Annotated in this window: 11 protein-coding genes, 1 tRNA gene and 1 pseudogene; 11 read left to right on the top strand and 2 right to left on the bottom strand. The window is 60.4% G+C overall.

What is annotated here, in order from left to right; translation table 11 throughout:
* The first annotated feature begins 133 nt into the window (after nucleotides 1–133).
* Genes Q8Q53_RS00855 through Q8Q53_RS00840 form a run of 4 tightly spaced genes read left to right on the top strand, consistent with a single transcriptional unit; the run spans nucleotide 134 to nucleotide 3,801 of the window.
* The gene (locus tag Q8Q53_RS00855; RefSeq protein WP_305699852.1) at nucleotides 134–730 is read left to right on the top strand and encodes a TetR/AcrR family transcriptional regulator; all 597 of its coding nucleotides are present in this window, start codon (nucleotides 134–136) and stop codon (nucleotides 728–730) included.
* Entirely contained in the window at nucleotides 727–1,908 is a 1,182-nt protein-coding gene (locus Q8Q53_RS00850) for an efflux RND transporter periplasmic adaptor subunit (RefSeq protein ID WP_305699851.1), read from the top strand. Before Q8Q53_RS00855 ends, Q8Q53_RS00850 begins: the two co-directional genes overlap by 4 nt.
* Nucleotides 1,905–3,107, top strand: coding sequence for an FtsX-like permease family protein (locus Q8Q53_RS00845; RefSeq protein ID WP_305699850.1), 1,203 nt, complete (start codon nucleotides 1,905–1,907; stop codon nucleotides 3,105–3,107). Before Q8Q53_RS00850 ends, Q8Q53_RS00845 begins: the two co-directional genes overlap by 4 nt.
* The gene (locus tag Q8Q53_RS00840; RefSeq protein WP_305699849.1) at nucleotides 3,100–3,801 is read left to right on the top strand and encodes an ABC transporter ATP-binding protein; all 702 of its coding nucleotides are present in this window, start codon (nucleotides 3,100–3,102) and stop codon (nucleotides 3,799–3,801) included. Before Q8Q53_RS00845 ends, Q8Q53_RS00840 begins: the two co-directional genes overlap by 8 nt.
* Nucleotides 3,802–3,811: 10 nt before the next feature.
* On the opposite strand, the gene Q8Q53_RS00835 is transcribed toward Q8Q53_RS00840, so the two are convergent.
* Nucleotides 3,812–4,150 carry a molybdopterin-binding protein gene (locus Q8Q53_RS00835; protein WP_305699848.1) on the bottom strand — a complete coding sequence of 113 codons (339 nt, stop codon included), beginning with the start codon at nucleotides 4,148–4,150 and terminating at the stop codon, nucleotides 3,812–3,814.
* Between the two features lie 73 nt (nucleotides 4,151–4,223).
* Between Q8Q53_RS00835 and Q8Q53_RS00830 the strand changes: the two are divergent.
* The 6 genes and pseudogenes from Q8Q53_RS00830 to Q8Q53_RS00805 all read left to right on the top strand — a co-directional run.
* Nucleotides 4,224–4,367 (top strand): annotated as a pseudogene (locus tag Q8Q53_RS00830) (IS5/IS1182 family transposase); the annotation flags it as partial.
* A gap of 254 nt (nucleotides 4,368–4,621) precedes the next feature.
* Nucleotides 4,622–6,235 carry a ShlB/FhaC/HecB family hemolysin secretion/activation protein gene (locus Q8Q53_RS00825; RefSeq protein ID WP_305699847.1) on the top strand — a complete coding sequence of 538 codons (1,614 nt, stop codon included), beginning with the start codon at nucleotides 4,622–4,624 and terminating at the stop codon, nucleotides 6,233–6,235.
* A 40-nt stretch (nucleotides 6,236–6,275) separates the two neighbouring features.
* Nucleotides 6,276–8,993, top strand: a complete 2,718-nt coding sequence (locus Q8Q53_RS00820; protein ID WP_305699846.1) for a filamentous hemagglutinin N-terminal domain-containing protein — start codon at nucleotides 6,276–6,278, stop codon at nucleotides 8,991–8,993.
* A gap of 39 nt (nucleotides 8,994–9,032) precedes the next feature.
* A complete protein-coding gene (locus tag Q8Q53_RS00815) occupies nucleotides 9,033–9,758 on the top strand; it encodes a L,D-transpeptidase (RefSeq protein WP_305699845.1) in 726 nt (241 codons plus the stop codon).
* A 19-nt stretch (nucleotides 9,759–9,777) separates the two neighbouring features.
* Nucleotides 9,778–11,418, top strand: a complete 1,641-nt coding sequence (locus Q8Q53_RS00810) for a DUF6065 family protein (protein ID WP_305699844.1) — start codon at nucleotides 9,778–9,780, stop codon at nucleotides 11,416–11,418.
* A gap of 102 nt (nucleotides 11,419–11,520) precedes the next feature.
* Nucleotides 11,521–12,126 (top strand): class I SAM-dependent methyltransferase, encoded by a 606-nt coding sequence (locus Q8Q53_RS00805; RefSeq protein WP_305699843.1) that lies wholly within the window; start codon nucleotides 11,521–11,523, stop codon nucleotides 12,124–12,126.
* Nucleotides 12,127–12,537: 411 nt separating this feature from the next.
* Here the strand turns inward: Q8Q53_RS00805 and Q8Q53_RS00800 are convergent.
* Nucleotides 12,538–12,625, bottom strand: a tRNA-Ser gene (locus tag Q8Q53_RS00800).
* Between the two features lie 156 nt (nucleotides 12,626–12,781).
* On the opposite strand from Q8Q53_RS00800, the gene hspQ reads away from it, so the two are divergent.
* Nucleotides 12,782–13,162 carry a heat shock protein HspQ gene (hspQ, locus tag Q8Q53_RS00795; protein ID WP_305699842.1) on the top strand — a complete coding sequence of 127 codons (381 nt, stop codon included), beginning with the start codon at nucleotides 12,782–12,784 and terminating at the stop codon, nucleotides 13,160–13,162.
* Nucleotides 13,163–13,290: the final 128 nt, after the last annotated feature.

The following is a 13,290-nucleotide window of genomic DNA, read 5'->3' as shown; positions in this document are numbered from 1 at the left end:
GGTTAGGGAATGCCTGAACGCTCAGCAGAACCTCAGGCTCTTTGCAGTCCAGATGCTTGCGGATCGCATATCTGGGGCAAAAGCGCTCGCACTAAGATAGTGGTCAATTACTATCTTAGTGGTATGAATGCTCATGACTCGCACGAAACTTCCTGCCGATGTGCGCCGGGCCGCAACCGTTGAAGCGGTTATCACGCTGGCGGCTACGACCAATCCCGCAGATATCACCACTGCGCAGATTGCAGCGCATATGGGGGTAACCCAAGGGGCGCTCTTTCGTCATTTCTCCGACAAGCAGGCCGTCTGGTTGGCCGTGATGGAATGGACGAGCGATACACTGCTGGCGCGGATTGATGGAGTTGCTGGAGCAACGCCCACAGATCGATTGCAGGCCATTTTCGTTGCCCATATCGATTTTGTTGTAGAGCATGTCGGAGTCCCAAGAATCCTGTTCGGAGAGTTGCAGCGCGATGCCGACGCCCCCGGCAAGGCGAGGGTGCGGGCGCTGATGAGCGGGTATCGCAGTCGTGTGCTTGGCCTGCTCGAACTTGCCAAGACGCAAGGCCAAATAGACGAAAAGGCTGACTGCGCCGCGGCCGCCACGATGTTCCTTGGCATGGTGCAAGGGTTGGTGATGCAGGCGATGGCGGCCGATGATTTCACCACGATGCCTGCGATATCGGCGAGGCTTTTCGAAGTCTTCCTGGATGGACTGCGAGGAACCAAATGACCGTGCCGTTCACCATGAGCCGCCGTGGATGGACAATGCTGGCGGTGCTGGTGCCCTTGCTGCTGTTGTTTGCATGGGTTGCCTTTCGATCCGGCCCGTTGGCACCGACCAACGTGACAGTCACGCAAGTGGGAGAACGCAGCGTTTCCCCGGCCATGTTCGGCATCGGCACCGTCGAAGCGCGCTACACGCAGAAAGTCGGGCCAACCGCTGCGGGCCGGGTGACAATGGTCGCCGTGGATGTGGGGGATACAGTACAGGCAGGGCAATTGCTGGCGCAGATCGATCCCATCGATCTTGATCAGCGCATCGATGCTGCGGCTGGCGGGACTGCGCGGTCGGCCGCGCTGGAACAGGCCGCCGTAGCTCAGATTGCGGATGCCAATGCGCGGGTCGCCCTCGCCCGCTCTGTGGCCGGACGGACGGAAGAGCTGAAACGGGGGGGCTGGGTCACCGATGCGATGGTGGATCAACGCCGTCAGGAGCTGGCCGCTGCTCAGGCAGGACTTGCCGCTGCGCAGGCAAATCGCAGTGCTGCTGCAATGGATCGGGGACGTCTGGGCGCGGAACGGTCGGCGTTGGTCGAGCAGCGCGCCAATCTGCGGCTTGTCGCACCGCACGCAGGACTGGTGGTGCGCCGCGCTGTGGAACCCGGCACGACCGTGGTGGCCGGCCAAGCTGTGATCGAAATCATCGATCCTTCGCAATTGTGGATCAACGTGCGCTTCGATCAGACCCAATCGGCGGGTCTGGCTGCGGGTCAAGCGGTGCGGATCGCTCTGCGGTCAAGGCCGGACGCGCCCGTGCCGGGAATAATCGAACGCGTTGAGCCGATGGCAGATGCGTTGACCGAGGAAGTGCTCGCAAAGGCGCGGTTTACGATCACCGGCGGCCTGCCCGCTATCGGTGAGTTGGCGGAGGTCACCGTGGCCCTGCCCGCACAGGCACGATCGCTGGCCATTCCCAATGCAGCCGTTCACCGGATCGATGGTCAGGTTGGCGTGTGGGTAATCCGTGATGGTGATCTTGAATTTGCACCCGTCAAGTTGGGCGCCGAAGACCTCGGCGGCTGGGTGCAGGTCCTGGGTGGCCTCGCCAAGGGCGAAAGGATCGTGCTGCATAGTGCCAAGGCACTCTCCACCAACAGTCGGTTCAGCATTGTCGATGCGCTGCCATGATCAGTCTGGCCGGGCGCGATATCCTGCATGGCTGGGGCAAATTTGTGCTCACCGGCGTGGGATTGGGCTTGCTGATCGGCGTCACTCTATCGATGGCGGGTGTCTATCGCGGGATGGTCGATGATGCGCAGGCCTTGCTCGACAATAGTCGGGCCGACCTGTGGGTGGTGCAGAAGGATACGCTTGGCCCCTATGCCGAACCCTCCAGCCTGACCGAGGATAGCGAACGCCCGATCCAGGCGATGCGCGGTGTCGCCCAGGCCGCGGGGGTTACTTACCTCACCATGCAGATCGCACATGGTGACAAGGATGTGCGGGTGATGGTCGTCGGAGCGGAAATGGGCGAACCGGGATTGCCCGGCCAGCCCACCCATCTGATTTCCGGACGCCAGATCGTGCGTGGCCACTATGAAGCTGTGGCCGATGTGAAGACCGGCTTCGCGATTGGTGATCGCGTCAAAGTGCGCCGCAATTTTTTTACGATTGTCGGGCTGACCAGCCGGATGGTGTCATCGGGCGGCGATCCGATGCTGTTCTTGTCTTTGAAGGATGCGCAGGCAGCCCAATTCCAGAAGGACAGCGACGCCATTGTCCGACAGCGGGCGCGCACGGCGGCCAACCCGCAACTGAACCCGCCGGGCAATCCGGCGGTGGGGCAAGCCGTAAACGCGGTTCAATCGGGCAATACCAACGTCAATGCCATTCTGGTCACCATCACGCCGGATGCCAATCCCGATGAAGTCGCCGCCGCCATCCGCCGCTGGCAACGCCTGACGGTTTATACCCGGGCTGAGATGGAGGAAATCCTGGTTCAGAAGCTGATCGCCAACTCGGCCCGGCAGATCGCGATGTTCCTTGTCATCCTGTCGATTGTCAGTGCGGCTATCGTGGCCTTCATCATCTACACCATGACCATCGGCAAGATCCGTGAAATTGCCGTGCTGAAACTGATCGGCACACGCAATCGCACGATCTCTTGGATGATCCTGCAACAGGCCCTGGGGTTGGGACTGATTGGCTTTATCGTTGGCAAGATCGCAGCCAGCCTGTGGGCGCCCTTCTTCCCCAAATATGTTCTGCTGCTGCCATCGGATTCGATTCTGGGCTTCGGGGCGGTGATGCTGATCTGCACATTGGCCAGCTTTCTGGCCATCCAGGCCGCGATCAAGGTCGATCCGGCGGAGGCGATCGGTGGCTGAAGGCATCATCCTTGAGAATGTCGTCAAGACCTATGGTAGCGGCGAGACAGCGGTTCATGCCCTGCGCGGCGTAGACATGGCCGTGGCCAAGGGCGAAGTCGTGGGGCTGATCGGGCCATCGGGTTCGGGCAAGAGCACCCTGCTCAAATGCCTTGGCGCGGTGATCGAACCGACGTCTGGCAAGATGACGATTGGCGACCAGTGCATTTATGACAATGGCTGGAAAGTACGCGATCTGCGCGCGCTGCGCCGCGATATGATCGGCTTCATTTTTCAGGCACCCTACCTGATCCCGTTCCTCGATGTGACGGACAATGTCGCGTTGCTGCCCATGCTGGCCGGAAAACCCAATGCAGAGGCTCGAAGGTTGGCCCGCGATCTCCTTGATGCACTGGATGTCGGTCACCGCGCGGCTGCTATGCCCTCACAGCTCTCGGGAGGGGAGCAGCAGCGTGTCGCCATTGCACGTGCGCTGATCAATCGTCCGCCGGTGATCCTCGCCGACGAACCAACTGCGCCGCTAGATGGTCAAAGGGCCCTCGCAGTTGTGGGGCTGCTCAATGACATGGCCAGGCAATTTGATACGGCAATCATCATTGTCACTCACGATGAAAAGATCATCCCGACCTTCAAGCGGCTTTACAATATTCGTGACGGCCGAACGGTTGAAGAAGTGCAAGGCAAGGCGGCGTAAGAAGCCTCGGTTACGCATCGTAAATCCGGGATTGTGGCGCAGGCAATAAGCAGCCCAGCTCCTTAGGAAGGCCGCCATATGCTGCCAGTCCGCTTTCGGAGAAGCCGGCCAAGCCATGTGAGCAGCCGATCCAGATCGGCTTTGCGGGTTTGATCGCGACCTTCGTAAAGAGCGGCTCAAGTTCCTGTTCGGCGAACATCGCCCTGGCGTAGTCCCGCTCACCAACCGATGCGCCGCCGGTCACCACCACGACATTGGCCAAGGAAAGAGCACGTCCAGCCAGATGCTGCAGAGTGGCCAGATCATCCGATTTGACCGATCGCGAGTGACCACTCACCGCGCCGTTCATCCCGTCGGCGAAGTCTGGCTGGCAGCGGCGCGACGGACATTCGCGAGGTCGTGAGCGCGTTGCTGTGCATTGTGTCGAGCGGACGTTCGCATGGCTGGGCCGACGCCAACGATTGGCCGAAGATTGGGAGCGTTCCATCGCTTCTTCAACCACATCGGCGCTCATAGCCTCGATCCGAATGGTCACACACCGTACCGCAAGGTGCTGTTACGCTTGATGAACATTTGAATCGGGCTCTCATCCAACGAATGAAAATTCGTCGATTCCGACATGAATAGGGTCCGAATTTATCTAACCACCGACGGAACAACTTCCCGTCCCCCCGGTTATCATTTTCGAATGTTCATGTGCTTCATCTGATTCTTATCGAATCATTTTTGTTTCAACGGGTGCTGGTATTGGGGAACGGCTATGACGCTATTCAGATGCTGCTTGATAACCGCTACATTTGTAACGACCAGCCAGGGAGCATTGGCACAGCAGGTGCCCGATGCTGGCCAGCAAATACAGCAGATCCCGCCACCCCCCCAATCGCGGATAACAATCCCTGACATAAGGATCACATCGAAAGATACGCCAGTTGCCTCGGCATCGGATGGCACCAGAATTCGCGTCGATGCGTTGCATGTCACTGGGCAAACGGTCTTTGTTGAAAGTGAACTGATCGCAGCGACAGGCTTCAAGCCGGGTGGAGAACTTGCTCTGGGCGACCTGCGCAACGCGGCCATGAAAATCACAAACTATTACAACAGCCGCGGCTATCCCTTGGCGCAGGCCTATGTGCCAGCACAGGACGTCAGCGGCGGCAGGGTGACCATAGCAGTGATCGAGGGACGCTATGGAGCAATTGACGTCCAGAACCATTCCAGCCTCGGGGACAGACAGGCTCGCGCGGTGCTGCATGGGCTGGACAGCGGTGATGTGGTGGCCAGCGCCCCGCTGGAACGACGGCTTCTGTTATTGTCTGACATCCCCGGCGTTGCTGTCAACGCCACCTTGAAGCCCGGCACATTGGAGGGAACATCCGATCTTGTCGTGAATGTCGAGCCTGGTCGGCGCGTAACCGGCGTGATCGAGGCGGACAATGCCGGCAACCGCTACACTGGCGAATACCGGCTTGGCGGCACCGTGAATTTCAACAACATTACGGGACATGGCGATGTGGCCAGCTTCCGTCTGCTCGCTTCAAACCTTGGCATGGTCTATGGCCGCGTTGCTTATCAGACGCAGTTTGGCCTGGCGACCGTGGGCGTGTCCTATGCCCATATCCGGTATGCCCTGGGCCGCGAGTTCAAAAGCCTCGACGCCAGCGGCACGGCGGATATCGCCAGCATCTATGCCAGCTATCCGCTGATCCGATCACGCGATCACAATCTCTTTTTCGTCACAGCGGCAGAGGCCAAATGGTTCAAGGATAAGGTCCGCCTGACCGGGTCGGAAACTGATCGGACAACGCGCTCGCTGATGGTGGGCCTCAACGGGAGCTTCCACGATAGCCTGGGCGGAGGTGCCTGGAGCACCTACTCGATCAGTGCGACCATCGGTACGCTGCGGCTGAAGACCCCGCTTGATCTTGCGGACGATGCCCTTACGGCGCGCAGCGATGGCAATTATGCCAAGCTGCAATTAAGCGCATCACGCCTGCAGACTCTGGTCGGCCCGCTCTCGCTTTATGGGTCGATCAGAGGGCAATTGGCCTCCAAGAACCTCGACAGCTCAGAACGGATGGAACTGGGTGGCGCCTATGGTGTGCGCGCCTATCCTGAGGGCGAGGCCTATGGTGACGAGGGCTATCTTGCCACCATCGAGGCAAGGCTGACGCTGCCCGCCTTGTCGGCAAGCTTACCGGGGCAGGTCCAATTGATCGGCTTCGTGGACACAGGGGCCGTCACCTTGGCCAAGAATCCCTGGTTTGCCGGAAGCAATAGCGCGCATCGCAGCGGCTATGGCGTAGGTGTTACCTGGTCAGACCCCGGCAACTTCATCGTGAAGGCCGCCTACTCGCGCAAGATCGGCAACACTGCGGCCACTTCGGCCCCCGATCGTTCGGGCAGGTTCTGGATACAGATCGCCAAATTCTTCTGACAACGTGTGCTGGCCTGGGTCAGAAACCAAGGACAATTTCATGAACCGCAATCATCATTCGCCCGCAAGAGCAATCATCACCGACGCCATTCATGCCAGGCGATCGCCCTCAGGCAACCATAGCAAGAGGTGGACGTGTTCAACCGCTCTGACCGGCCTTTCAATGGAAGTCGCCTGCGGCCTGATCGGTTCCCTGTTTCTGGTCTCGGTCGGCCACGCACAGAGCTTGCCGACGGGCGGACAGGTTGTTACCGGGTCCGCCAGCATTGCGAGTGGCACGGATGCCGTCACGATCCAGCAGTCGAGCCAGAATGCGGTCATCAACTGGCAAACTTTCAATATTGCGGCAGGTAAGTCGGTCGCTTTTGTCCAGCCGGACAGCAATTCGGTCGTCCTGAACCGGGTAATTGGCACCAATCCGTCCGAAATCCTCGGAAACCTCTCTGCCAACGGTCAGGTTTTCCTCGTCAATCCCAGCGGCATCCTTTTTGGCCAGGGTGCGCAGGTGAATGTGGGGGGGCTGGTCGCATCCACACTGGACCTGACGGACGCGAACTTTATGGAAGGAAATTACCGGTTTTCCGGCACGGGTGGTGCCGTGCTCAACCGGGGCGCGATCAACGTTGCCGATCGCGGCTATGTCGCCATGCTGGGAGCCAGCGTCGACAATCAGGGGCTGATCCGCGCACGGCTCGGCACTGTGGCCCTGGCAGCGGGCGAGGCCATAACGCTCGATGTTGCAGGCGATGGCTTGCTGAAGGTCACCGTTGACACCGGAGCCGTTGGCGCGCTCGTCCAGAATGGCGGGATGATCGTTGCACAAGGCGGGCAAGTTGTGCTGACAGCACAGGCGGCCGGTCAACTGCTCAAGACCGCGGTGAACAACACAGGGGTAATCGAAGCGCAAACCTTCGGCTCGCGGGAGGGGGCCATCTGGCTCCTGGGCGACATGGTTAACGGCACGGTGGCAGTCAACGGCACGCTGGATGCAAGCGCGCCCGATGGCGGCAACGGCGGTATGATCGAAACGTCGGGCGCAAATGTCATGATCGCCGATACGGCATTTGTCACAACGGCAGCTCCGGGCGGCGTCACGGGCACCTGGCTGATCGACCCGTTCGATTTCATCATCGGTGCCGGAGGAAATATTTCCGGCCCGACGCTTTCGGCGCTGCTCGTCACCAACAGCGTTGTCATCAACACGCTGGCCGGTTCCGATGCAACTGAAGCCGGCACGCCGCCGGTGACCAACCTGTACACCAGCCTCACCGGCAATGGAGATATCATAGTCAACGACGCGATCGCCTGGACAGCAAGCCCCAGCACGACGACGCTGACCTTGCTGGCAGTGCGCGATGTCAACATCAATGCCGCCATCACCGCGACAAACGGAAATTTTGTTGTGTGCTGCGGCCGCGATATCAATCTGAACAGCGCCATCACCACAACCAATGGCTCCATCCTGCTGGGCGCTGGCCGCAACGTGGTTCTCGGCCTCGCCTCGGCCCTCACTACTACTGACGGAAACATCACGATCTGCGCCGGACTCGATCTAAGCATTGACGGCGCAATCACGTTGACGCGTGGCTCAACCATTCCGTCACAGAGCCTCGACTTGGCGACGGGGCTCACCCTGATTGCCGGCGCTGGCGGAACCGGGCCGGGCGTTGCCGGCGGCACTGTCATTTTCGGCAGTCACGCTGCACCGGTAACCGTCACGGGTCCGAATGCCGCCGCTGTCGTCAATTACAATCCGACGTCCTATGCCACACCGTCGGATTATTCGGTCAACTTCACCCTGACCAATGGCGCCACGCTGAAGCAGCGGATGCTGGTGTTTCCCGCTGGCGACAAGGTTGCGGACGGCACAACGGCTGCGACGCTCACCGGATTCAAGGGGACCGTGGTGACCGGCCTTCCGACAGGCGTCACTCTGATCGCCGCGCCCGACAGTACTGCGGTTTTTGATACGGCCGAGCCGGGATCGGACATTGGTATTACCTACACAGGTTACAGCCTGGGTGGCACCAACGCGGACAGTTACGCATTGGTCGAGGCCTGCTGCACGAAAACATTCAGGACGACTGCGACCATCACGCCGACGCCGACGCCAACTCCGACACCGACGCCAACACCGACGCCGACGCCGACGCCGACGCCAACTCCGACACCGACGCCGACGCCGACACCGACGCCAACACCGACGCCGACGCCGACGCCGACGCCGACGCCAACTCCGACACCGACACCGACGCCAACACCGACGCCGACGCCAACTCCGACACCGACGCCGACACCGACACCGACACCAACACCGACGCCGACACCGACGCCAACTCCGACACCGACGCCGACACCGACACCGACGCCAACTCCGACACCGACGCCAACACCGACGCCGACGCCAACACCGACGCCGACGCCGACGCCAACACCGACGCCGACGCCGACGCCAACACCGACGCCAACACCGACGCCGACACCGACGCCGACACCGACGCCAACACCGACGCCGACGCCGACACCAACTCCGACTCCACCCTGGGTGCCAGAAGTGCCGCGGACGCCGATTCCAGGCGTGCCGATCATGGTGATCCCGCCTTCCGGCTTTGTTCCGCTAGAGGTCTTCGGGCCGGGCGTGAACCTGCCTCCGCCCAAGGTCATCACGCCGCCACCGGTCGAGCGGGTGCCGCCGCCCTATGTCCCCCCGGTCATTGCTCCGCCGCCGGTCTATCCGCCCAAGCAGGATCGAAACTGAGGCTTCGATGCAAGGATGTTGACCCACGCCCCAATCAGAATGATCTACACGGGCCGGATCGCCTCAGGTCCGGCCCGCCAGTGGGTTGGAATGGTTGCATTCCTGCTCGCAGGGCCGCTCATGTCCGATGCTGTTTCAGCGGCGACCGCCAGCAGCGAGCTTCCCCCTGCTCAGATTCATCGACAAGCCGATTTCCGCGGTGAGGATGCGTCGCGCGAAGCGCGACAGGTTGCCGACTGGGTTGTCCTGCAAGCCGACAATCAGGGCCTGCCCTTCATCATTGTCGACAAGGTCAACGCGAAAGTGTTTGTCTTCGATGCGGTCGGACTGCTGCGCGGTGCAGCCCCCGTCCTGCTCGGAATGGCAAAGGGCGATATCGCTCCGGCAGACATTGGCTCGCGCAAGTTGTCGGCCATCTCATCGAGCGAACGTATTACCGCCGCCGGGCGCTTCATCACGTCTGCCGGCCACAATCAGGCAAACAAGGACATCTTGTGGATCGATTACGTGTCCTCGATGTCGCTGCATCCGGTCATCACCACCAACCCTGCCGAGCGTCGCCTGAAGCGGTTGCAGAGTCCTTCGGTTCTCGACAACCGCATCTCCTTCGGATGCATAAATGTGCCCGCGAATTTCTATGAAACCGTCGTGCGGACGACTTTCACCAACACGACCGGGATCACCTACATCCTGCCGGAAATCGCATCGATTTATCAGGTTTTTGCCATGCAGGAGCCGACCGACCGGCCAGGGGCCGCACCATAACCGACGGAGGACACTTTGAATGGAACTGAAGTGCTATCTGTATGACGGCTGGAAGCCCCGCATCCGTCCGGCATCCACCCGCCGCGACTGGATGGATACTGCTCCCGAAGCCTTTCCCTATCGCTGCCTGCCGTTGGCAATCGGCAATTCCCACGGCTGGGAAATCCTGAGCCCATGTGGCTTCGAAGCGGTCTGGAACGGCGGCCCGATGGCGGCAGATGTGACGATTCTGACGGATGAAGGCACAGAACCGCACGATGCGCCGGTCGCCCTGTTCGGACTGGGCACCATCACGTTCCACGTTGCTGGCCTGTTCCGGACTTCTCCGGGCTGGAACCTGTCGGTCAGCGGCCTGCCCAATGCGGCAAAGGATGGCATTAGCCCGCTTTCAGGCATCATCGAAACCGATTGGTCGCCCTACACCTTCACCATGAACTGGCGCTTCACCCGCGCCAATCATCGGGTCCGGTTCGAGGAGAACGAACCCTTCTGCTTCATTGCTCCCGTGCAGCGGAACATCATCGAGGCAATCGAGCCGCAGTACCTGTCCATCGATGACGATGCCGACTTGAAAGCCCAGTTCGAAAAATGGAGCCAGTTGCGGGACGATTTTCACAAGCAGGTCGCGATCAGTTGCCCCGCCGATCCGAAGGACAAGTGGCAGAAGCTCTATTACCGCGGGATCGATCCGCACGGCGAAACGGCCATCCGCGATCACCAGACCAAGCTGCATCTACAGCCGTTTGGCGGGGCCCTGAAGCCAGACATTCCCGAGCCGAAATGCCCGGTTTCGCACCACGATCTCAATCCGCCGCAAACGCGGCAGACGGACGATGTCGGAACTTTGAAGCGCGACTGGATCCTGCAGACACAAGAGCGGTGCCGGAGCCTTTCCGCGCAGGCGAGCGCCATATTCCGGAAGGAAAACATCAGCGGCGACGAATTCCTCGACGAACATTACGCCCCGGGCCGTCCCGTCATTCTCGGCAATGCCATCGGCCACTGGTCGGCGCTGATGCGCTGGACACCTGAGTATCTGGCAGCCCGGCTTGGCGACAGTCCGGTCGAGGTACAGGCCGGCCGCAATGCCGGTGGCAATTACGAAAGGCAGAAGGACGCCTTTCGCCAGTCCATGCCGTTCAGCCGCTTCATCAACGAAATCCAGCAGCCGGGCGCAGCAAACGACCTGTATATGACGGCCTACAATTCGGCGTCCAACGCAGCCGCGATCGAGCCGCTCCATGCCGATCTGGACAATATCGATGCGGTTCTTGATGGCGAGGCATCCGGGGCACGGGGGATGCTCTGGATCGGCGGTGAAGGAACATTCACCCCGCTCCATCACGATCTGACCAACAACCTTCTCGTCCAGATTCGCGGTCGTAAGCGTATCATCATGATCCCGCCGTCCCAGTACGGAAAGCTGTACAACGATGACCATGTGTTCAGCCGCATGGTCGACATCACGGATATCGACGAAGCCAGCTATCCGCTGGCTCACGATGTGCAGACCTATGAGATCGTTCTGGCACCGGGTGACGCGCTGTTCATACCTATCGGCTGGTGGCACCAGGTAACGGCGCTCGATTTCAGCGTCTCTGCCACCCACACCAACTTCAAGTGGCCCAATGACGCACATCAGACTTATCCGGGGCTGTGACCGGCGTGGCTTGCATCGAACCACGGCACCGCAGCGCAGATGGGGCAAGTGGCCAGTGGGCGAATGGCAGGTCCGAAAGGGCGTGAGGAATGAGTGAACTTCATGCCATATAATCTCGATATACCCGGGTGGATGCCCGAGCCCGAGCTCAAGATACTTGAGAGGCTGGCCCGCACAATCCCGTCCGGCGGCGCCATGCTGGAGGTAGGCCCGTTTTGCGGTCGCTCGTCCTGGTGCTGGTCCAAATCGGTGGCTGCGGATGTTTCGATCACCTGCATCGACATCTGGGATCCGATCGAGCACCCCTTTTCGCCACCAGCCAAGAGTGACGCCGAAGCCGTTTCGGGCGAGGATTTCGGCAAGACGTCACGAGAACGCGGCAGCTGGGGAACGCGCGAGAACTTCGATTATTACACACGGGATTGCGACAACATCACGGCCGTGAAGGGCCGCAGTCCGGATGACTTCCTGAGCTGGCCGAGGGACAGTCTCGACCTCGTCTTCCTTGACGGCGTGCATCACAATCCGGTGTTCCATGCAGACGTGACGCACTGGTTCCAGAGGGTCAGACCCGGAGGCATATTGTGCGGCGACGACTGCGCCAGAACCCACCCTGACGTTCTGTGGACGATCGATGATTTCTGCAAGGAGCGCAGCATCCCGTTTACCGTGGAGCGTCGAATCTGGATGATACAGCGGCCAGATTGAGGGCATCAGCATCTCTGCCAACCCAGTTTCAAATCGCCGAATGGCACCTGCTTCACTTATCCCTGCATGGCCTGATATTGGCGTCAGCGAACCGAGCCCAATATCGCGCCGCCGACCGTTCACAGTAGCGCGGAGCTGCCAGTTACCTTTGTTCTGTCCCGTCAGTTCCAGGAACAGACCGTCGCCATCGTTCTAACGCCCGGGTTCCTTGAGGTTCCGAATCTGCAGTGGCGTGAGTCGGCCCATGAACGATCATCCTGTCCCGCCCCCACAATCTCCCCCACACTCCAAGCTGGATTTAGGGAGATCATTGAGAACAATATAAGAACATAGAAAGTGCAATCAAGCCCCAACGGCCGTAGAATTCTGCGACTTTCCGGGATCAATCGGGCTTTCCCGGGATGATATAACTGGCGGAGAGGGTGGGATTCGAACCCACGGTACGTTTCCGTACACCGCATTTCGAGTGCGGCGCATTCGACCTCTCTGCCACCTCTCCGCGAGATCGCCGTCTGAGCGGGACGTGCCCGTTCGGTCGAAGAAGCGCGCGGTTAGCGGATGTTGTCGGGCTTGCCAAGCCCTCATTCCGGCATTTTCGGGGGAACGCCCCGGTTGCGGCGTTGTTTCGCAGGCGCACAATCCCTATACAGGGTGCATGGACAAAGCGTCGTTCTTTTCACCGCAGGCCGGACGCCGGATCGAAATGCCGCGCCGGACGCAGGCGCGCTTCGGTATTGGCGACATTGTTCGCCACCGGCTGTTCGATTTTCGCGGCGTCGTGTTCGATATCGATCCGGTCTTCGCCAACAGCGACGAATGGTATGAATCGATCCCCAAGGAAGTGCGCCCCAACCGCGAACAGCCGTTCTATCACCTGTTCGCCGAGAACGGGGAAAGCAGCTATATCGCCTATGTCAGCCAGCAGAACCTGACCGAGGACGGGGACAGCGGGCCGATCGATCACCCGTCGGTCACGGACCTGTTTGAGGAATTCGCCGAAGGGCGCTACCGGATGCGGCGCAGCATGACGCACTGACGGCGGGCCTTCGGGCCAGCCGCAGCGCGCGCCGTTGCTGCATTCACAACTGCGGCCCAAGGTCCCCTTGCGCGCAAGCGCAGAGCAGTCCATTTTCCTGGCATTACCGGTTTGCCGGTCCAAAAATG

This window comes from Novosphingobium sp. (genome assembly GCF_030699305.1).
GTDB lineage: Bacteria > Pseudomonadota > Alphaproteobacteria > Sphingomonadales > Sphingomonadaceae > Novosphingobium.
This window is presented reverse-complemented; position numbering and strand designations above follow the sequence as displayed.

Excerpts from the sequence above, each read along its gene's own strand:
- Q8Q53_RS00810 (WP_305699844.1), top strand. The coding sequence starts at position 9,778 with ATGGAACTGAAGTGCTATCTGTATGACGGCTGGAAGCCCCGCATCCGT.
- Q8Q53_RS00850 (WP_305699851.1), top strand. The coding sequence starts at position 727 with ATGACCGTGCCGTTCACCATGAGCCGCCGTGGATGGACAATGCTGGCG.
- Q8Q53_RS00820 (WP_305699846.1), top strand. The coding sequence starts at position 6,276 with ATGAACCGCAATCATCATTCGCCCGCAAGAGCAATCATCACCGACGCC.
- Q8Q53_RS00805 (WP_305699843.1), top strand. The coding sequence starts at position 11,521 with ATGCCATATAATCTCGATATACCCGGGTGGATGCCCGAGCCCGAGCTC.
- hspQ (WP_305699842.1), top strand. The coding sequence starts at position 12,782 with ATGGACAAAGCGTCGTTCTTTTCACCGCAGGCCGGACGCCGGATCGAA.
- Q8Q53_RS00855 (WP_305699852.1), top strand. The coding sequence starts at position 134 with ATGACTCGCACGAAACTTCCTGCCGATGTGCGCCGGGCCGCAACCGTT.
- Q8Q53_RS00845 (WP_305699850.1), top strand. The coding sequence starts at position 1,905 with ATGATCAGTCTGGCCGGGCGCGATATCCTGCATGGCTGGGGCAAATTT.
- Q8Q53_RS00815 (WP_305699845.1), top strand. The coding sequence starts at position 9,033 with ATGATCTACACGGGCCGGATCGCCTCAGGTCCGGCCCGCCAGTGGGTT.
- Q8Q53_RS00835 (WP_305699848.1), bottom strand. The coding sequence starts at position 4,150 with ATGAACGGCGCGGTGAGTGGTCACTCGCGATCGGTCAAATCGGATGAT.